20 protein-coding genes and 1 pseudogene are annotated in these 19163 nt (G+C 72.6%); 12 read left to right on the top strand and 9 right to left on the bottom strand.

Going from position 1 to position 19163, the window contains the following annotated elements; translation table 11 throughout:
- Positions 1-114: 114 nt before the first annotated feature.
- Complete coding sequence (locus tag ACIQNG_RS04380; protein ID WP_401439464.1) at positions 115-645, top strand: gamma carbonic anhydrase family protein; 531 nt, start codon at positions 115-117, stop codon at positions 643-645.
- A gap of 146 nt (positions 646-791) precedes the next feature.
- Here ACIQNG_RS04380 and ACIQNG_RS04375 read toward each other — a convergent pair whose 3' ends face one another.
- Positions 792-1229: a DUF4442 domain-containing protein gene (locus ACIQNG_RS04375; RefSeq protein WP_401439567.1), complete on the bottom strand. Its 438-nt coding sequence runs from the start codon at positions 1227-1229 to the stop codon at positions 792-794.
- 120 nt (positions 1230-1349) lie between these two features.
- Between ACIQNG_RS04375 and ACIQNG_RS04370 the strand changes: the two genes are divergently transcribed.
- Together ACIQNG_RS04370 and ACIQNG_RS04365 are read left to right on the top strand one after the other, a co-directional pair.
- Positions 1350-2432, top strand: coding sequence for a hypothetical protein (locus ACIQNG_RS04370; RefSeq protein ID WP_401482558.1), 1083 nt, complete (start codon positions 1350-1352; stop codon positions 2430-2432).
- Between the two features lie 315 nt (positions 2433-2747).
- On the top strand, positions 2748-4133 hold the full coding sequence (locus ACIQNG_RS04365; RefSeq protein WP_401482557.1) for an MFS transporter: 1386 nt from the start codon (positions 2748-2750) through the stop codon (positions 4131-4133).
- Here ACIQNG_RS04365 and ACIQNG_RS04360 read toward each other — a convergent pair.
- From ACIQNG_RS04360 to ACIQNG_RS04350, 3 genes are all read right to left on the bottom strand, one after another.
- Positions 4095-4940: a spermidine synthase gene (locus ACIQNG_RS04360; RefSeq protein WP_401482556.1), complete on the bottom strand. Its 846-nt coding sequence runs from the start codon at positions 4938-4940 to the stop codon at positions 4095-4097. The two genes, ACIQNG_RS04365 and ACIQNG_RS04360, sit on opposite strands and share 39 nt — an antisense overlap.
- Positions 4941-5061: 121 nt before the next feature.
- Positions 5062-6231: an elongation factor Tu gene (tuf, locus tag ACIQNG_RS04355; RefSeq protein WP_401482555.1), complete on the bottom strand. Its 1170-nt coding sequence runs from the start codon at positions 6229-6231 to the stop codon at positions 5062-5064.
- Positions 6232-6619: 388 nt separating this feature from the next.
- Positions 6620-7282: a DNA alkylation repair protein gene (locus tag ACIQNG_RS04350; RefSeq protein WP_401483030.1), complete on the bottom strand. Its 663-nt coding sequence runs from the start codon at positions 7280-7282 to the stop codon at positions 6620-6622.
- A gap of 226 nt (positions 7283-7508) precedes the next feature.
- Here ACIQNG_RS04350 and ACIQNG_RS04345 point away from each other — a divergent pair, with 226 nt between their 5' ends.
- The 4 genes from ACIQNG_RS04345 (at position 7509) to ACIQNG_RS04330 (ending at position 10433) form a co-directional block, all read left to right on the top strand.
- Positions 7509-8465: a TVP38/TMEM64 family protein gene (locus ACIQNG_RS04345; RefSeq protein WP_401482554.1), complete on the top strand. Its 957-nt coding sequence runs from the start codon at positions 7509-7511 to the stop codon at positions 8463-8465.
- 110 nt (positions 8466-8575) lie between these two features.
- On the top strand, positions 8576-9046 hold the full coding sequence (locus ACIQNG_RS04340; RefSeq protein WP_401482553.1) for a winged helix-turn-helix transcriptional regulator: 471 nt from the start codon (positions 8576-8578) through the stop codon (positions 9044-9046).
- 226 nt (positions 9047-9272) lie between these two features.
- Entirely contained in the window at positions 9273-10148 is an 876-nt protein-coding gene (locus ACIQNG_RS04335) for an undecaprenyl-diphosphate phosphatase (protein WP_401482552.1), read from the top strand.
- 153 nt (positions 10149-10301) lie between these two features.
- Positions 10302-10433, top strand: coding sequence for a hypothetical protein (locus ACIQNG_RS04330; RefSeq protein WP_401439578.1), 132 nt, complete (start codon positions 10302-10304; stop codon positions 10431-10433).
- 50 nt (positions 10434-10483) lie between these two features.
- Here the strand turns inward: ACIQNG_RS04330 and ACIQNG_RS04325 are convergent, their stop codons facing one another.
- Both ACIQNG_RS04325 and ACIQNG_RS04320 read right to left on the bottom strand, forming a co-directional pair.
- Entirely contained in the window at positions 10484-11227 is a 744-nt protein-coding gene (locus ACIQNG_RS04325; protein ID WP_401482551.1) for an SDR family oxidoreductase, read from the bottom strand.
- 61 nt (positions 11228-11288) lie between these two features.
- Positions 11289-11900 carry a DUF4291 domain-containing protein gene (locus ACIQNG_RS04320; protein WP_401482550.1) on the bottom strand — a complete coding sequence of 204 codons (612 nt, stop codon included), beginning with the start codon at positions 11898-11900 and terminating at the stop codon, positions 11289-11291.
- Between the two features lie 114 nt (positions 11901-12014).
- Between ACIQNG_RS04320 and ACIQNG_RS04315 the strand changes: the two genes are divergently transcribed.
- Positions 12015-12491: a nuclear transport factor 2 family protein gene (locus ACIQNG_RS04315; protein ID WP_401482549.1), complete on the top strand. Its 477-nt coding sequence runs from the start codon at positions 12015-12017 to the stop codon at positions 12489-12491.
- Between the two features lie 115 nt (positions 12492-12606).
- A complete protein-coding gene (gene lnt / locus ACIQNG_RS04310; protein WP_401482548.1) occupies positions 12607-14181 on the top strand; it encodes an apolipoprotein N-acyltransferase in 1575 nt (524 codons plus the stop codon).
- Here the strand turns inward: lnt and ACIQNG_RS04305 are convergent.
- Together ACIQNG_RS04305 and ACIQNG_RS04300 are read right to left on the bottom strand one after the other, a co-directional pair.
- Positions 14099-15010: a Gfo/Idh/MocA family protein gene (locus ACIQNG_RS04305; protein ID WP_401439436.1), complete on the bottom strand. Its 912-nt coding sequence runs from the start codon at positions 15008-15010 to the stop codon at positions 14099-14101. The two genes, lnt and ACIQNG_RS04305, sit on opposite strands and share 83 nt — an antisense overlap.
- 16 nt (positions 15011-15026) lie before the next feature.
- A complete protein-coding gene (locus ACIQNG_RS04300; RefSeq protein WP_401482547.1) occupies positions 15027-16265 on the bottom strand; it encodes an FAD-dependent monooxygenase in 1239 nt (412 codons plus the stop codon).
- Positions 16266-16386: 121 nt separating this feature from the next.
- Here ACIQNG_RS04300 and ACIQNG_RS04295 point away from each other — a divergent pair, with 121 nt between their 5' ends.
- The 3 genes from ACIQNG_RS04295 to ACIQNG_RS04285 all read left to right on the top strand — a co-directional run bounded on the left by ACIQNG_RS04295 (position 16387) and on the right by ACIQNG_RS04285 (position 18246).
- A complete protein-coding gene (locus tag ACIQNG_RS04295; protein WP_401482546.1) occupies positions 16387-17082 on the top strand; it encodes a TetR/AcrR family transcriptional regulator in 696 nt (231 codons plus the stop codon).
- Between the two features lie 82 nt (positions 17083-17164).
- On the top strand, positions 17165-17689 hold the full coding sequence (locus ACIQNG_RS04290) for a DinB family protein (RefSeq protein ID WP_401439429.1): 525 nt from the start codon (positions 17165-17167) through the stop codon (positions 17687-17689).
- Between the two features lie 71 nt (positions 17690-17760).
- Positions 17761-18246 (top strand): hypothetical protein, encoded by a 486-nt coding sequence (locus tag ACIQNG_RS04285; protein WP_401482545.1) that lies wholly within the window; start codon positions 17761-17763, stop codon positions 18244-18246.
- A 182-nt stretch (positions 18247-18428) separates the two neighbouring features.
- On the opposite strand, the pseudogene ACIQNG_RS04280 reads toward ACIQNG_RS04285, so the two are convergent.
- Positions 18429-18944 (bottom strand): annotated as a pseudogene (locus ACIQNG_RS04280) (hypothetical protein); the annotation flags it as partial.
- Positions 18945-19163 lie beyond the last annotated feature (219 nt).

The raw sequence follows: 19163 nt of genomic DNA, 5'->3' as shown, positions 1-19163 counted from the left end.
CACGTTACTCAGCGGGAGCATCGCGCACCGTGCCGATGGGCTGTGATCTTCGCCCTACCCGGGTGGCGTACGGTGCGGGGACGACGGCCGAGGGGTTCCGAGGAGGAGCGCGCGATGGCGGAGCAGGGGCTGGTCCTGGGGATCGGCGGCAAGGAACCGAAGATCCACGGGGACGCGTTCGTGGCGCCCACGTCCTCCGTGATCGGGGATGTGACGCTGGAGGCGGGGGCGAGCGTCTGGTACGGAGCGGTGGTGCGGGGCGATGTCGAGCGGATCTCGGTGGGCGCCGACAGCAATGTGCAGGACAACTGCACGCTCCATGCCGATCCGGGGTTCCCGGTGACCGTGGGCGAGCGGGTGTCCATCGGGCACAACGCGGTGGTGCACGGGGCGACCGTGGAGGACGACTGCCTGATCGGGATGGGCGCGACCGTGCTGAACGGGGCGGTGATCGGCGCGGGGTCGCTGGTCGCCGCGCAGGCGCTGGTGCCGCAGGGGATGGTGGTGCCGCCGGGGTCGTTGGTGGCGGGGGTTCCGGCGAAGGTGCGCAGGGAGTTGACGGAGGAGGAGCGGGCGGGGGTGACGCTCAACGGCACGTCGTACGCGCGACTGGGCGAGGCGCACCGCGAGGCGCTCGGCGGCTGACGGCGTCGCGCGCCGCGCTCGCGGAGGGTGCCCCGGACCGGCGTGGCGGTGGGTGCCCCCGACCGGCGTGGCGGAGGGTGCCGCGAGACGTCCGCGCCGTGCCGGGCCGAGCGCGGCATGGACGTCTCCCCGGCGCAGGGTTCGGCTCAGTTGTTGGGCCGCAGCGTCCACACCACCGTCATCTCCGTGGTGATCGCCCCGTCGGCCCGCTCGATCGCGACGGCGACCGGGAACTCCGGCCGCTGACCGGCGTCGAGTTCGGCGACGATGTCGGCGATCGGGCGGCCGAGGGTCGCGGTGGCCTTGACCGGTCCGAGGGCGATCTTCTTGAAGTCGATCTCGGCGTGCACGGGCAGTGGCACGGCACGCGAGAGCTGGTCCCCGAAGGCCGCGAGGACGATGGCGCCGCTCGCGGACTCACCGAGGGTGAACATGGCGCCCGCGTGCGGTCCGCCGACGTGGTTGCGGTACTCGCTCTGGTCGGGGAGGGCGAGCACCGCCTTCTCCGGGGTGGTCTCCAGATACTCCAGGTTCAGCGTGCGAACCATCGGCACTGTGGCGGCGAGCAACTCGCCGATCGACATCTGATCTGCGCTCATGAACTGATGTTACCCATGGGTAGGAACAACTGGCCAGGGCCGCGGGACACCGTCACAACCGGCCGGTGACCGAAACGTGTCCCTGACTGGCTAGGGTTACGGCCCATGTGGCCAGGACAGCAGCCGCCCGGGGGCGAGCAGAATCCGCAGCAGGGCAACAACCCGCAGCAGAACAACCCCTATCAGCAACCGGGGTACCAACAGCCCGGGTATCCGCAGCAGCCCGGGCACCCGCAGCCCAATCCGTATCAGCAGCCTGGCTATCAACAGACCCCGTACCCGCAGCAGGGTCAGGGGCAGTGGAACGTGCCGACCTCGGTCGACCTGCCGCAGCCGCCGTCGGGCGGCGGGGGCGACGGGGGCGACGGCGGGAACCGGACCAGGCTGGTCGCCATCGTCGCCGCCACGGCCGTCGTCGTGGCCGCGGGTGTCACCGGTTTCCTGGTGCTGGGCGGCGACAAGGACGACAGCGCGGGCGGCGCGGACGACAAGCCGAGCCGGTCGGCGTCGAAGGAACCGTCGGAGAAGCCGTCCGAGGAGCCCGGCGGAGGCGGGGACAACCCGCGCGGCACCGAGACCGAGGAGCCGACGGTCCCCGGCTGGAAGGTCGTCGTCAACCCCAGGTGGGGCATCGCCTTCGACGTGCCGGCCGACTGGGAGGTCCAGGACCCGGGGGTGAACATCGGTTTCGAGGAAGCCGACTCGGACGACCCCGAGCCGCTGATCACCATGGCCGGGGTGGCCCAGTTCAAGTCGAAGTGGTGCACCAGCGACGAGAACAAGGACGGCAGCACCGAGGACACCGCGCTGGGCGCGGTCGGCACCAAGGGCGCGGACGGCGCCAAGGACACCCAGGAGGTCGCCGTCAGAAATGTGCCGTGGTGGGTCTACGGCGGCTACACCCAGCCCGACCGCAAGAGCATCACCACGGACAAGAAGGCCGAGGACTTCACCACCGCGTCGGGCATCAAGGGCTCCATCGCCTGGGCGGAGTCCACGAACACCCCCCAGAAGGGGAAGTGCGCCACCGACGGCAAGGCGCTGGCCTTCGGTTTCAAGAACTCCAACAACGACTTCGTGTCCTGGAACTTCCACGGGGTCAAGGGTGTGAAGGACGAGATCCCGAAGGAACGGCTTCTGGAGATCCTGAAGACGGTACGGCTGCACGGGGAGCCGTCGGTCGGCTGACGGGAGCCGTCGGTCGGCTGACGGCCGCGAGGGTGCTGGCGGGGCCGACGCGGTGCTCGCCGTAGGCACGGTCCCGGCGGACGGCACCGGTCCGGGGACGGTGTTCGGCCCCCGGACGGCAACTAACCCCGGAGCGGCGGCTGTTCCCCGGACCAGGGCCGCTCCGGGGAACGTCCGGCAAAAGGTTTGGCAAGGCGGGTCCCGGGCCGGGATAGTCGGGCCGTGAAGCCGCCCCCACGTCAGCCGTCACCAGGTCAGCCGCCCCCAGGTCAGTCGTCACCGTCTCAACCGCCCCCAGGTCGACCGTCATCGCCGGTGCCGTCCTCGCCCCGTCGCCGCCCCCACCGGCCGGCCTGGGCGGGCCGCAACTACAGCCTGCTCACCAGCGCGGCGTTCATCACCAACCTCGGCAGCAACGGCGCGCTCATCGCCGCCGCCTTCGCGGTACTGGAGTCCGGCGGCGACGGCGGTGACGTGGGTCTGGTCGCCGCCGCCCGTACCCTCCCGCTGGTGCTGTTCCTGCTGGTCGGCGGCGCGGTCGCGGACCGGCTGCCCCGGCATCGGGTGATGGTCGCGGCCAACGCCCTCAACTGTGTCTCGCAGGGCCTGTTCGCGCTGATCGTCCTCACCGGACACGCACCGCTGTGGCAGATGATGCTGCTGTCCGCGCTCGGCGGCACCGGTCACGCGTTCTTCAGCCCGGCCGCCGAGGGCATGCTCCTGTCGAGCGTCACCTCGGAACACGCCAGCCGGGCGTTCGCGGTCTTCCGGATGGCGATGCAGGGCGCGGCCCTCGGCGGTGCCGCGCTCGGCGGGGCGATGGTCGCCGCCATCGGGCCGGGCTGGGTGCTGGCGGCGGACGCGGCGGCGTTCGCGGGCGCGGGCGCGCTGCGCTGGTTCCTCGACGTTGGCCACATCCCGCCCCGCGAACCCGGCGGGGGGCTGATCTCCGATCTGCGGGAGGGCTGGCAGGAGTTCACCGGCCGCCCCTGGCTGTGGAGCATCGTCGTCCAGTTCTCCGTCGCGAACGCGGTGGTCGCCGCCGCCGACGCGGTCTACGGTCCCCTCGTCGCCCGCGATCACCTCGGCGGGGCCGGTCCCTGGGGCGTGGCGCTGGGCTTCTTCGCCGGTGGCACGGTCGCCGGGGCGCTGCTGATGACCCGCTGGAAACCACGCCGTCTGCTGCTCGCCGGAACCCTGGGGGTCTTTCCGCTCGCCCTGCCGTCGGCCGCGCTCGCGATCCCGGCGCCGATCGCGGTGCTGTGCGCGACGATGTTCCTCACCGGCGTGGCCCTGGAGATCTTCGGCGTCTCCTGGATGACCGCCCTGCACCAGGAGATCCCGGAGCACAAGCTCTCCCGGGTCTCCGCCTACGACTGGTTCGGCTCGGTCGCGATGATCCCGCTGGCGACCGCGCTGGCGGGTCCGGCCGAAGCGGCGTTCGGCAGGTCCGCCGCGCTGTGGGGCTGCGCCGCGCTGGTCCTGGTGGTCACGACACTGGTGCTGTGCGTACCGGACGTACGGAATCTGCGGCGCCGTACCAAGCCGGTGACGGCGTCGCCGGCGCCCGATCCGGCCGACGGCGGCCCGGCAGGGGACTGGGCGCCGCCGCCGGTCGCCGGGGCGGAGCCCTCCGCGGCCGGGACCGCGCTTCCGCGGGAGTCAGCCGATACCGAACGCCCCGTCCGGCGGGAGAGGTGACGGTACGGCGTCCACGTCGCCGACCGGGCGGGCGTCGCCGATGAAGTCCCGTAGCGCGGGGCCGTGCACGACCCGGGCCGGGAAGGCGTCGGCGGCGGTACGCCGGGCCAGTTCACCCAGGTCGAGGGGGCGACGGGCGGCGACGAGCACGGCGTTGCCGAATCGCCGCCCCCGCAGCACCCCCGGTTCGGCGATCAGCGCCGACTCCGCGAAGAGGGGTGCGAACGCGGCGAGCTGGGAGCGCAGAAAGGCGAAGGGCGCGGCGTCCGCGAGGTTGGCGAGATAGACCCCGTGGTCCGTGAGCACGCGCCCGGCGGCCCGGGCGTACTCGACGGACGTCAGCCGCGCGGGCACCCGCGACCCGCCGAAGACATCGGCGACCAGGACGTCCACCGAACCGGCGGGGGCGGATTCCAGCCAGGTGCGGGCGTCCGCCGCGTGCAGCGCGACGCCCGCGTCCTCGGGCAGCGGCAGGTGCTCGGCGACCAGGTCCAGCAGCCCGCGGTCGAACTCCACCACCTCTTGCCGGGAACCGGGCCGGGTCACCGTCAGATACCGGGGCAACGTCAGCGCCCCGCCGCCGAGATGCAGCACCCGGTACGTCCGTCCCGGCGCGCCCAGCAGGTCCAGCACATGGCCGAGCCGTCGCGTGTACTCGAACTCCAGATGCGCCGGGTCGTCGAGGTCGACGTAGGACTGCGGCGCCCCGTCGACGGTCAGCAGCCAGGCACGCGGCCGGTCGACATCGGGCAGGAGCCGGGCGGTGCCGTGGTCGGTCTCCCGTACGACGGGTATGGAATCGGTCACTCCTCCATTGTGGGGCCAGGGGAGAGCGAGGGAGCGAGAAGGAGAGGAAGAGGGAGAGGTGGGCGCTCCCCCGCGCCCACCGCTCCCTCCCCGTGCCCCCGTGCTCCCCCTCGTCAGCGCCTCACCCGAGGGCGGTGACGGTTCCCGCCCCGACCGTGCGTCCTCCTTCGCGGATGGCGAAGCCGAGGCCGGCCTCCAGCGGCACGTCCCGGCCCAGTTCCACGGTCATGGTGACCGTGGCCCCCGGCGCCGCGACGGCCGTCTCGCCCAGGTCCACGGAGCCGACCACGTCCGCCGTGCGGATGTAGAACTGCGGCCGGTACCCGGTGGTGATCGCGGTGCTCCGGCCGCCCTCGCGGGCCGCCAGCACATACACCCGCGCGGTGAACCGCCGACTGGGCACGACACTGCCCGGCGCGGCGACCACATGCCCACGTCGTACGGCGTCCCGTGCGACACCGCGCAGCAGCAGCGCCACGTTGTCCCCGGCCTGCGCCTCCTGCATCGGCTTGCCGAAGGTTTCCAGACCGGTGACGACGGACTCCAGCTCGGCGCCGAGCACCTCGACACGGTCGCCGACCCGGACCCGGCCGCGCTCCACGGCACCGGTGACGACCGTGCCGCGCCCGGTGATGGTGAGCACGTTCTCCACCGGGAGCAGGAATGGGGCGTCCACATACCGCTCGGGGACGGGCACATAGGTGTCCACCGCGTCGAGCAGCGCCTCGACGGACGCCGTCCAGCGCGGGTCGCCTTCCAGCGCCTTGAGCCCGGAGACCCGTACGACGGGCACCGCGTCGCCCGGGTAGCCGTTGCGGGTGAGCAGGTCGCGGACCTCCAGTTCGACCAGGTCGATCAGCTCCTCGTCGCCCGCGTCGGCCTTGTTGAGGGCGACGACGATGTGGTCCACACCCACCTGCCGGGCGAGCAGGACGTGCTCGGCGGTCTGCGGCATGATCCCGTCGAGCGCCGAGACGACGAGGATCGCCCCGTCGAGCTGGGCCGCGCCGGTGACCATGTTCTTGATGTAGTCGGCGTGGCCGGGCATGTCGACGTGCGCGTAGTGGCGGGTGTCGGTCTCGTACTCGACGTGCGCGATGTTGATGGTGATACCGCGCTCGGCCTCCTCCGGGGCCCGGTCGATACGGTCGAAGGGCACGAAGGTGCCGGAGCCGCGCTCGGCCAGGACCTTGGTGATGGCGGCGGTCAGGGTGGTCTTGCCGTGGTCGACATGGCCCATCGTGCCGATGTTGAGATGCGGCTTGGTCCGCACGTACGCGGTCTTGGACATGATGATTCCTCGCTGAAGCCGATAGCTGGTAGCCGGTAACTGGAAGCCGAAGGCTGAGAGCACTGAACGCTGAGAGCCGAAGGCTGGAAGCTGAAGGCTGAGAGCTGAACGCTGAAGCCCGACGCTGGTGCGTCGAGGACGGGACCCCGGAGCCTGACCGACCCTCCCCCTGAGGGGTCCGCCGGACGATCCGGGGAGGGTCAGCTTCGGGCGCCGTCGACAGCGGCCACGAGGACAAGGACGGCAGCCTTCGGGGCATCCGCGGTGGCGGATGCGGCGAGGAGGAAGGCGTACCGGAACATGAAGCCGATCCTCACCCACGGCGGGCCCGGCGTCGAATGGTTTTCGGGAGGGGGCGCTCAGGGGGCCGGAGAGTAGGGGGGCCGGCTCAGTCCCCGATGTTCTTCAGCGCCTCCCGCACCGACAGCGGCGAGAACCGGCCACGTTCACGTGCCAGGAAGGCCCGTACGGCGTCGGGGTCGGTCTTGGCGTACTCGCGCAGGCACCAGCCGATGGCCTTGCGGACGAAGAAGTCCGGGTGCTCCGACTGGCGCAGGCAGTAGCCGAAGAGCCGGTCCACGTCGGTGCGTTCCTGGTAGCGGAGCTGGTGCAGCAGCGCGGTGCGGGCCACCCACAGGTCGTCGTCCGCGATCCAGCGGTCCATCTCGCCCGTGAGCCGTGGATCCGCCGCCACCAGGGCGCCCACGACGTGCGCGGCGAGCGGATCGACCGTGTCCCACCAGGATCGCGTGGTGACGAGGTGCCGGGTGACCGGCAGGAACGCCGAGGAGCAGCGGCCGATGTGACGGCGCAGACAGTCGATGGCGAAGTACTGGTACTCGCGCTCGGGCCGTTGCCAGCAGCGCAGCGCGAGGGCGGTGCAGTCGGTCTCGTCGGGGCGGGGTGTCCCGGCGAGGACGGTGCGGGACAGGGCCCGGCGCACGGGGGTGGTCATCCCGAGGAAGGGGGCGACGTCCTTCATGTAGGCGCGCTGTGCCACGGCCCGTTCGGGGTCGGCGGCGGCGGAGTAGGCGGCGGTGAGCCGCTCCATGAGGGTGTCGGCGAGCCCGCTGGGCGGTACGGCGACGGCCTCGGACCGGGTGCCGGGCCGGGGGCTCGGTCCGGTGCCGGTCGTGGCGGCGGGTACGGCACCGTGCGGCACTCCCGCCGCTCCCCCACCCCGCGGCACTTCCGCCGCTCCCCGCGCTTCCTTCCGTGGGACGCCCATGAGACGAACCATACGGCGATCACACACCTCCGTCGGTTAATGTCACCAAATGCTCGATGCCACCACCCGCTCTGGGGGCACCGCGACGGCCTCTCCCCAGGCCGCGGCCACCGATCTCGCCCACTCCACGGACCTGACGCGCGCCACCGGCCCGGCACACGGCACTGACCTGACGCGCGCCGCCGATCTCGCGCACGTCGCCGCGCTCCCCGCGGGCGCCGTGCCCCTGCGCGGGGGGATCGTGGACCGCTGCGCGAGAGCCCTGCTCTCCCCCTGGGCACGTTTCGCGCTGCTGCTGGCCCTGCTGGCCGGGGCCGCGGCGACCGTACTGCTCTTCGAGCCGCAACGGCTGCTCCAGGACGGCTGGCCGCCGCAGCTCGGCGGGGTCCTCGCGGCACTGGTGTTCGCCGCGGCGTACGGGCTGGTCACGGTGGCGTTCGTCCCGCGACCGCTGCTGAATCTGGCGGCGGGCGCGTTGTTCGGCTCACAACTCGGGCTCGCCACGGCCCTCGCCGGTACGGTGCTGGGCGCCGGGATCGCCTTCGGGCTCGGCCGGGCGCTGGGCCAGGACGCGCTGCGCCCGCTGCTGCGGGGGCGGCTGCTGACCACGGTCGACGGGCAGTTCAGCCGGCACGGCTTCCGCTCGATGCTGGCGGTGCGGCTCTTCCCGGGGGTGCCGTTCTGGGCGTCGAACTACTGTGCCGCCATCTCCCGGATGGGCTGGCTGCCGTTCCTGCTGGCGACCGCCCTCGGCTCGATCCCGAACACCGCCGCGTACGTCGTCGCCGGCGCCCGTGCCTCCACCCCGACCTCACCGGCCTTCCTGATCGCCCTGGCCTGCATCGCGCTCCCGGGTCTGGCGGGCACGGTGGTGGCCTGGCGCAAACGGCACCATCTGCGCGGACAGCCGAAGGACGTCACCGGGGCGCCGCGGCGGACGCGACAGGACCGAGCGGGCTTCCGCCGGCTCCAACAGCCCCCTATGGGATCCGACGGGAAGGACTGACGGGACTGACAGGACTGACGGGACTGACAGGACTGGCGGGACTGACAGGACTGACGGGATCGAACGGGATCCAATGGGTTGGAAAATCCAACCCTCACTAGACTGGACCCATGGCCGCCCGACAAGCCCCCCGTCCCTGCTCGATCGCCGACACCCTGGCGCTGGTCGGCGAGAAGTACTCGCTGCTGGTCCTGCGGGAGGTGTGCCTCGGCAACGGACGCTTCGACCAGTTGGTGCGCAACATCGGCGCCCCACGCGACATCCTCGCCACCCGGCTGCGCCGCCTCCTGGACGCGGGGATCCTCACCAAACGCGCGTACAGCGAGCGCCCGCAGCGCTTCGAGTACCGGCCCACCCAGGCCGGACTCGAACTGGAGCCGGTGCTGATGACCCTGATGGCCTGGGGCGACCGCCATCTCCACCCGGGCGACGACCGCCCGATGGTCATCGAGCACCACTGCGGCCACGATCTGGTCCCACAGGTCGTCTGTGAGAGCTGTGGCGAGCGGGTCCGCCACGACGACCTCAAGGCTCACCCGCAGTCCCCCGGCTGGACCGTCACGGGCCCGTCCGCGACCTGACACCGGGCGCCGCGGGGCGGCCGGGGAACGCCGGTACGAGCCCCGCCCGCCCTCGCCACCGGCGGCCACGCCATGGCCACTTCGTGGCCGCCCCATGGCCGCAACCCTGTGTCCAGGGGCTCACTCAAGGGCGCTACGCTGCCCCCGACACACCGGGTCACCCGTATGGGCGTGAGCGGTGTGCCCGTCGCCCTTTCCACGATCGGCACTTGGACTCCGTACTTCCATGTCTTGGTTCGAATCACTCATCCTCGGACTCGTCCAGGGGCTGACCGAGTTCCTTCCCGTGTCCTCCAGCGCGCATCTGCGGCTGACCGCGGCCTTCTCCGGCTGGGAGGACCCGGGTGCCGCCTTCACGGCGATCACCCAGGTCGGCACGGAGGTCGCCGTCCTCATCTACTTCCGCAAGGACATCGGGCGGATCGTGCTCGCCTGGTGCCGCTCCCTGTACAAGAAGGAGTGGCGCCGGGACCACGACGCCCAGATGGGCTGGCTGGTGATCGTCGGCTCGATCCCCATCGGTGTGCTGGGCGTGACGCTCAAGGACCAGATCGAGGGGCCGTTCCGTGATCTGCGGATCACCGCGACCATGCTGATCGTCGTCGGCATCATCATAGGAATCGCCGACCGGATGGCCGCGCGCGACGAGACGGGCGGCCGGCACCGGGCCCAGAAGCAGCGCAAGGGCCTTCAGGACCTCAACGCGAAAGACGGCCTGATCTTCGGTCTCTGCCAGGCGTGCGCGCTCATCCCGGGTGTCTCCCGCTCCGGCGCCACCATCACCGGCGGTCTGTTCATGGGCTACAACCGCGAGGCCGCCGCACGGTACTCCTTCCTCCTCGCCATCCCCGCCGTACTCGCCTCCGGCCTGTACGAACTCAAGGACGCGATGGAGGGCGGGCATGTGACCTGGGGCCCGACGATCTTCGCGACGGTGGTGGCGTTCGCCACCGGATACGCGGTCATCGCATGGTTCATGAAGTACATCAGCACCAAGTCCTTCATGCCATTCGTCTGGTACCGCATCGCGCTCGGCATCGTCATCATCGTGCTGGTCATGGCGGGTGTGCTCAGCCCGCACGCGGCGGAGTCGGCGGGCTGATACCCGCCACGGGGGCCTGGATGTGTAGCCGGGCGGTAGCGCAGTGTCAGTTCTTGGCCCTAGGCTTGCGGCATGTCCCCTGATTCCGGGCCCTCTGAACCCTCCGGATCCTCTGCTTCCATGCGGTCGCGTGCCGCACGGACGGCCGCAGAGGTGAACGAGCAGATCCGCGCGCTGTGGCGGCGCGCGGGCGGTTCGCTGTCCGCCCAGGAGCGGGCGGAGTACGAACTGCTGGTGGTGGAGTGGGCCGAGGCGGTTCGCGGGGAGATCGTCCAGGCGGCCTGACCGGACCGGACGGAAGGGCGTCCCCGGGGCAGCCGCCCAGGGGCGGGGGCTCAGCGTCCCCCGGCCACCCGCAGCACGGCCCCGGTCGTGTACGAAGCCTCCGGGGACAGCAACCAGGCGATGGCCGCGGCGATCTCGTCGGCGGCACCGGCACGGCGGAGCGGAACGGCCGCCGCCAGGCGCCGGGCCCGGCCGGGATCGCCCATGGCGGCGTGCATCTCGGTGTCGATCACCCCGGGCGCGACCGCGTTGACCCGGATCCCGTCGGGGCCCAGTTCCTTCGAGAGCCCCAGGGTGAGGGCGTCCACGGCCGCTTTGGTGGCCGCGTAGTGCACATACTCGCCGGGGCTGCCGAGGGAGGCCGCGGCGGACGACACATTGACGATGGCGCCGCCCGCGCGCGGGGTCATGAGCTGCGCGGCCCGGCGGCAACAGAGCAGGGTGCCGAGCAGATTGACGTCCACGACCCGGCGCAGATCGTCGGTACCGGTGTCGGCGAGCCGCCCCAAGGGCCCGGTCACCGCCGCGTTGTTCACCAGCCCGGTGACCGCCCCGACCTCCGCCTCGGCGCGGTCGAAGAGCCGCTCCACGTCACCCTCGTCCGCGATGTCCACCCGTACGGCGACACATCGCCGCCCGGCCTCGCGGACCGTGTCGGCGACCGCCTGCGCGGCCCGCTCGTCCCGCGCGTACCCGAGGACGAGGTCGTGCCCGTCCGCCGCGAGCCGTGCGGCGGTGGCCGCACCGATCCCCCGACTGCCCCCGGTGACCACCGTGACCGGCCCCTGCGCCATGACGTACCTCCAAATTCCTCCCGCCGATCCCCACCCGCGGCCGGCACTCATTCGATCAACCCTACGACCGCAACCCCGCCATCACGTCCCCGGGCACCGGGTAGGCCCGCTCGTCCGGCAGCAGTTCCTTCGCCCGCTCGATCTCACCGCCCCGCACCAGGGCGCGCACCTCGGCGGCCAGCGACGTCACCTCCTCGATACCGACGATCCACTCGTCCGCGTACCGCCGCGTCGCCTCCCCGGCGAGCCCCAGCTGAAGAGACCGGTGCGCCAGCGGTCGAAGGTGCAGATCGCGTTCCGGATCCCACTGCACCCGCGCAGACGCCTCCCGCAACCGCGCCTTCCAGGCGGCCTGGTCACCGTGCAACTCCGGCACATGGTGGGACAGACACGCGTTCCGCAGCGCCCACAGGAAGCCCTCACGACTGATCTCGACGGCCAGCACCGTCCCCTGATCCGCCTTGGTGCCCCAACCGCAGCGGTACATCATCCACAGGAAGGACGGCTTGATCCATGTCATCCGGTCGCGCTTCCACGTCGCCGGGAAGCGGCCGATGCGTGCGGCGGGGACGCCGATTGCGGGGTGGTACGCCTGGTACACGGTGAGGGTGGTGTCGGTGTGCCGGGCGCGGATGCCGAACCGGGGTTCGGGGGCGGGGAGGTGATCGTTCATGGGGGCAGCTTCCGCTGTCCGCCATGGGCGGGCCACCGATTTTCGATAGGGGCGGTGGGGCGAATGTCGTGCACGGCTCTTGGCTGGGCGCGGGGTGTGTTCAACACTGATCGTGTGACGCAGCGTGTAGAGCTGGCGACTGTCATGGACCGGCTGACCGTGGACGGGTTGATCACCGACTACGCGGCGGCCGTGGACGACGGCGACTGGGAGGCGTACCGGAGACTTTTCACGACCGACGGACGGGCCGACTACCGCTCGGCCGGCGGGATCGAGGGGGACGCGGTCTCGGTGGCGCGGTGGCTCGCGGAGAGTCTGCGGGTGTTCCCGATGCGACAGCATCTGATCGTCAACCGCCGGGTGCTCTTCGACGTGCTGGAACGGGACACCGGGGACCTCGCCCGGGTCCGCGCCGACTACGTCAACCCGATGGGGAGCGTCGACGACGACGGTGCCTCCGTCGCGCCCGACTTCGTGTGTGGCGGCCGGTACGCCTTCGGGCTGCTGCGCACCGACGAGGGGTGGCGGCTGCGCGAGGTGGTCGTACGGGAGAAGTGGCGGCGGCCGTCCGGGCGTGGTGCGACGTCCTGAACCGTCGGCGAAGGCGCCGGACCCCCCGCTCCCGCGCGCTCTCCGCTGTACCCGGATCGCGCGGCGGCGCCACACTGGTCCCATCGGCAACGTGGCGTCGGCGGGAAGGCGTCGTATGAAGTCACTCGGCCTCTGGCTCGGCTCGCCCTGGCGCCGCTCGGCGGTGGCGGGGGTCGCCGGCGCGGTGCCGATGGTGACGTTCCCGGCGCCGGCGCTGTGGTGGCTGGCACCGGTGGCGCTGGTGCCGTGGATCCTGCTCGCGCGCGGCGCGCCGACCGCGCGGCGGGCGCTGTACGACGGCTGGTGCGGCGGTTTCGGGCTCGTGCTGGCGGTGCATCACTGGCTGCTGCCGAGCCTGCATGTCTTTACGTTCGTCATCGCGGCGCTGCTGGGCGCGCTGTGGGCGCCCTGGGGCCTGCTGATCCGCCGGTTCCTGGGCGGTTCGCCCTCGCCGGGCCGGGTCGGTGCCGCGCTGCTGGTGCTGCCTTCGGGCTGGCTGATGGTGGAGCTGGTGCGGTCCTGGCAGGGGCTCGGCGGGCCGTGGGGGATGCTGGGCGCCAGTCAGTGGCAGGTGGGTCCGGCGCTGCGGCTGGCGTCGGTGGGCGGGATATGGCTGCTGAGCTTTCTCCTGGTGGCGGTCAATGTGGCGGTCGCCGCGCTGATCGCGGTGCGGGCGAGCCGGGTGCCGGCGGTGGCCGGGCTGGTCGTGACGGCCGCCGTCACCTCGGCGGCGTGGGCGTGGGCGCCGCGCCCGGAGGTGGACGAGCGGGTCGCGGTGGCCGTCGTACAGCCCGGGATCGTGGCGGGGGCCGACAGCGCCGACCGGCGTTTCGACCGGGGGGAGCGGCTCACCCGTGCGCTGGTGGGGCGGGAGGTGGAGCTGGTCGTCTGGGGTGAGTCCAGTGTCGGTTTCGACCTGGTGGACCGGCCCGACCTGGCCCGGCGGCTGGCGGCGCTGTCCCGGGAGACGAGGGCGGAGATCCTGGTCAATGTGGACGCCCGGCGTTCGGACCGGCCCGGTATCTACAAGAGTTCCGTGCTGGTCGGGCCGGACGGGCCGACCGGGGACCGCTACGACAAGATGCGGCTGGTGCCGTTCGGCGAGTACGTCCCGGCCCGCGCGCTGCTCGGCTGGGCCACCTCGGTCGGCAAGGCGGCGGGCGAGGACCGCGAACGGGGCACGGAGCAGGTGGTGATGGAGGGGGGCGGCGGGCTGCGGATCGGCCCGATGGTGTGCTTCGAGTCGGCGTTCCCGGACATGAGCCGGGCGCTGGCCGAGGACGGCGCGGACGTGCTGGTCGCCCAGTCCGCGACCTCGACCTTCCAGCGGACCTGGGCGCCGGAGCAGCACGCCTCGCTGGCCGCGCTGCGCGCCGCGGAGACCGGCCGCCCGATGGTGCACGCCACACTGACCGGGGTCTCCGCGGTGTACGGCCCGGACGGGGCCCGGGTCGGCTCCCCGCTGGGCACCGACGCGAGCGCCGGCCGGGTCCACGAGGTGCCGCTCGCCGACGGTGTCACCCCGTACGTCCGCCTCGGCGCCTGGCCGGTCACCCTGGCGCTGCTGGTGCTGGCCTGCTGGGCCGTGGCGGAGGGCGTACGGACGGTCAGGCTCCGGCGGAACGGTCCTGAACCGCTCGTACCACCCGTTCGCACAGCTCGTGGGTGGCCAGCGCGTCCCGGGCGCTGAGCTGTTTCCCGTCGCGCACGGCGTCCAGGAAGGCCAGGGTGACCTGCTCGATGCCGCGCTGGCGGGCCACCGGCACCCAGTCGCCGCGCCGCCGCACGCTCGGCTGCCCCTTGTGGTCGATGACGTCGGCGATGTTGAGCACCTGCCGCTTGGTGTCCTGCCCGGAGACCTCCAGGATCTCCTCGGTGGAGCCGCTGAGCCGGTTCATCACACCGAGCGCGGTGAACCCGTCCCCGGCGAGCTGGAGCACCACGTGGTGCAGCAGTCCGTCGACGGTCCGCGCCCGCACGGTGATGTCGTCCACCGGTCCGGGCACCAGGAAGCGCAGGGTGTCCACGACATGGATGAAGTCGTCCAGGACCATCGCGCGGGGCTCCTCGGGCAGCCCGACGCGGTTCTTCTGCATCACGATCAGCTCGCGCGGATGGTCGGCGCACTGCGCGTACGCGGGCGCGTACCGCCGGTTGAAGCCGACCGCCAGGCTCACCCCGCGCTCCTCGGCGAGGTCCACCAGCCGCTCGGAGTCGGCGAGGTCGTAAGCGAGCGGCTTGTCGACGTACGTCGGTACGCCCGCCTCCAGGAGCCGGGTGACGATCTCGGGGTGCACGGCGGTCGGCGCGTGCACGAACGCGGCGTCGAGGTTCTGCGCGAGCAGGTCGTCGAGGGTGGTGTGACGGTGGTCGGGCGGCAGGCGCAGGGTGTCGGCGACCCGGTCGAGCGTCGCGGGCGTACGGGTCTGGAGGTGCAGTTCCACCCCGGGCTGGACCCCGAGGACCGGCAGGTACGCCTTCTGCGCGATGTCCCCGAGTCCGATGCAGCCGACCTTCACGCGATCTCCTAGTCCTTCAGTCCTGGCCCGCGGTGGGCTGCTCGGAGCATACGGCGTCGTCCGCGCCCGGCTCCGGTCGCGTGTGCGATTCCGTGGGCGGGTGCCAGTCGGCGATGCCGTCGAAGCTCTTGAGGAACAGCGCGGGCCCGGCCTTGGACAGCACCGCGACGGCTGTGTCCCGTACGGCCATGACGGCCCGGTTGGCGGTCATGTTGATCCGGGCGACCCGTACGGCCTGACGGGCGATCCTGGTCGTACGGGGCAGCCGGGCGGCCGAGTAGGCGGCGAGGTCGGCGTGGTGGTGGGCGAGCACGATCGCGTCCTCGATGGCCTGGTTGCCGCCCTGTCCGAGGGTGGGCGGCATGGCGTGCGCGGCGTCGCCGACGAGCGCGGTCCGGCCCCGGTGGTAGGCGGGCAGCGGCTCGGCGAGATGGTGGACGTCGTGGCGCAGCACGTCCTCGGGCCGGGCGGCGGCGAGGACGGCGGGGATCGGCTCGTGCCAGTCGCCGTAGCGGCGCAGCAGTTCGGCCCGCTCGTCGTCGGCGGGCCGGCCGGCGGGGGCGAGGGCGGCGGCGTAGGCGTAGACCCGGCCGTCCTTGAGCGGGTGGGTGCCCCAGATCCTGCCCCGGCCCCAGGTCTCGTGCGAGGCGAAGGTGACGCCGGGGACGGGGATGACGACCCGCCAGGTGGTGAAGCCGGAGTACACCGGCCCGGGGTGGTCGGGGAACAGGGCCCGGCGTACGGCGGAGTGGATGCCGTCGGCGCCCACCACCAGGTCGGCCGCCAGTTCCCCCTCGGCGGTGCGCACCCTGGCCGGGTGGTCGTCGTCGCCGGGGTCGACCAGGGTCGCCTCGGCCGAGGTGCGGACCGTGCCCTCGGGCAGCCGCGCGGTCAGGGCGTCGATGAGCGTGGCGCGGTGCAGCAGCACCAGGGGTCCGCCGAACCGTTCGGCGGTGGCGGCGGCGCTCGCCCGCGCCAACCAGCGTCCGCTCGGGGTGCGCAGCCCGCCGTCCCCCTGCCAGGCGGCGAGGGCCCGGATCTCGTCGCCGAGCCCGATGACGTCCAGCGCGCGCAGGGAGTTGGGGGCGAGGGAGATCGCGGCGCCCACCGGTTCCAGCGAGGGGGCGCGCTCCAGGACGGTGACGCGCATGCCCTGTCGGCGCAGGGCCACGGCGGCGGTGAGCCCGCCGATGCCGCCGCCGACGACCACAGCCGTAGGGGGCAGGGTCGCCGGGGTCACAGGGGTCCGCTCCATGGCTCCTCCTCGTACCGCTCACACTGCTCACCACTCACCGCTCACCACGGGGTACTACATCCGTAGTGACCTCCGCGCTCCGACTGTACTACAGGTGTAGTGAGGGAGGTAGATTGAGCCCATGTCCGAGCACCCCGCCCCCGGCGGCATCACCAGCACGACCGGTTCCATCGGACCCACCGGGCCCGCCGGCTCCCCCGCCTCCGCGCGGGCGGAACTCGTCGCCGACACCGCGATCGCCCTGCTCGCCGAGCGCGGTATGCGCGGGCTGACCCATCGCGCGGTGGACGAGGCGGCCGGGCTGCCGCAGGGCTCCACCTCCAACGTGGCACGCAGCCGCCAGGCCCTGCTGGAACTGGCGGTACGGCGGCACGCCGAACGGGAGGCCAGGGTGCTCGCGCTCGGCGAGATGCCCGATCCGCGCGGCGGCGTCGAATCCCTGGTGAGCGGGCTGGCCCTGGCCGTCCACCGCTCCCTCACCGACCACCGCACCCTGCTGATCTCCCGCTACGAACTCGCCCTGGAGGCCACCCGCCGCCCCGAACTGCGCGCCTACTACGACGCGACCGGCGCCGTCTTCCGCGATCAACTCGCGGCCATGGTCACCGGCCTGGGCTCCACCGCCCCCGACCGCCACGCGCTCTCGCTGATCGCCTGGGCCGACGGGCTGATGTTCTCGTGCGCGGCCGGTTCCTTCAGCACGCGGGTGCCGAGCCTGGAGGAGGTACGGGCGGGGCTGCGCGAACTGGTGACAGGGATGCTGGAAGCCGAGGGGACGGGGACGGCAGACACGGCAGACACGGCAGGCGGGCGCTGACGGGCGCTGAAGGGCGCTGGCGGGCTGGCGGGCGGGCGATAAGCCGTGGCGGATCCGGGCTCCCCCCGGTCAGGATGCACCCATGACGATCATCGAACGCAGTGTGCCCGCCCAGACCGCCGACGAGCGGACCATGCTGGAGGGCTGGCTCGACTTTCACCGCGCCACGCTCGCGGTGAAATGCGAGGGACTGAGCGACGAACAGCTCAGGACCCCGGCCGTGGCGCCCTCCGGGCTCACCCTGATGGGGCTGGTACGGCATCTGGCGGAGTGCGAGCGCGGCTGGTTCCGCAGGACGCTGGCCGACGAGGACACCCCGCCGATCTACTACACCCCCGAGGACCACGACGGCGATTTCCATGTCGGTGAGGCGGACACCTGGCAGGAGGCGTACGCCACCTGGCAGTCCGAGATCGCCGCCGCCCGCCGCAACGCCGCCGGCTTCGCCCTGGACGACCTCTCCAAGGGCCATGGCCGCCGCCGGTCCGAGCCGTTCGAGCCGTTCAATCTGCGCTGGATCTACACCCACATGATCGAGGAGTACGCCCGCCACAACGGCCACGCGGATCTGCTGCGCGAGCGGCTGGACGGGACGACCGGGGACTGAACCTCACCCGTGTGGGTCAACCTGCGCCTGTCACCGCCCGGAACCCGGCGGGAGCCAGCAGAGTTGCGCGGGTGCATCGAACCACCACCGCGACGCTCCTGGTCACCGTCGCCGTCACCGCCCTCGCGGGCTGTACGACGGTGCAGCGCCCGGACGGGCCGACGGCCACGGCGACCCCCGCACCGCCCCCGCTGCCGAAGCCGGACGGCAACACCGGGCCGCAGATCGTGCAGGCACCGGCCCGTGAGGCGCTGGAGATGATCGGCCCGGCACGGTCACCTGAGGCCGAGCCGCCCCCGTCCGACCGTCGGGCGGCCACCGCACCGTCCGCGCGCCCGGCGCCCCGGCCCGCCGTCCCCCGCGGCGAGCCGCGCCCGCGGGCCGACCGCGCGGAACCGCCCCGACCCCACCGTCCGGCCCCGCCCCAGGACCTGGCCGGCGCGATCGGGAAGGACGTCCGCGAGCGCACCGATGTGTGTGCGCTGGGCCAGCAGTACGGGGGCTGGCGCGAGGGCAGCCCCGAGGCCCGGATCTGTGAGCGGACCTATGGGCGATGAGGGGGCATGACAGCGGCCGGGAGGACGACGGCGGCGGAGGCGTGGGATCGGTCCGGCGAGTCTCAGAGCCGTTGCCGCGGCGGCGTCCAGGACGGGCCACCGCCACCGTCACCCCGGTCGGACCCGCCAGGTCCGTCAGGTCCGTCAGGTCCGTCAGGTCCGTCAGGTCCGTCAGGTCCGTCAGGTCCGTCGGACCCGTCAACTCCGTCGGCTCCGTCCTCACCGTTCCGTACCAACCGCTCCTCCAGGCGGCTGATCGCCGCACGGACCCCGTTGCCGTAGCCGTCGTCGGCGAGGGTGGCGGCGGCGAGGCGGGCGCGGCGCGCATGGGTGCGGGCGGCGCCCGGGCGGTCGAGCTTCAGGTAGTCGGCGGCCAGCCCGAGATGCAGCGAGGGGTACAGGGCTCGCACCGCGAGGGCGCTCTCGTGCCCGGCGGCCCGCTCGTCCGTCAGCTCCTCGGCGGCGGCCAACGCCCTCAGGTCCCAGGCGAGTTCGTCGGCCGGGTCGTCCTGGGTGTCGGCGAGGTAGTGGGCCAGGGTGCAGCGGTGCAGCGGGTCCCCGTGCTCACCGATCTCGGCCCACAGCCGTAGGAAGCGGTCGCGGGCCTCTTCGCGGTCCCCGGCGTGATGCAACATGACGACCTGCCCGATCCGGGTCGTCACGGGGTCCGGCACCGACTGCTCCTGTCGCTCCGTCACCACGGCCTCCGCCCGCTCACGAGATGTCCGGTCCGACGCTAACCGACGCTGACCGGCGCCACCCGCATTCCCGCCGAGGCCGCACCGGGCCGGACCCCCGGAGCGGGCTCGCCCAGCCATGGACGGACGGGGCTCACCGGACGGAGCGGGCCGACCGGGGCCGATACCGGACCGGCCACGGACAATCGGGACCGACCGGGAATGACCGGGGCCGTAACC

The organism is Streptomyces sp. NPDC091377, from assembly GCF_044757045.1.
GTDB lineage: Bacteria > Actinomycetota > Actinomycetes > Streptomycetales > Streptomycetaceae > Streptomyces.
This window is presented reverse-complemented; position numbering and strand designations above follow the sequence as displayed.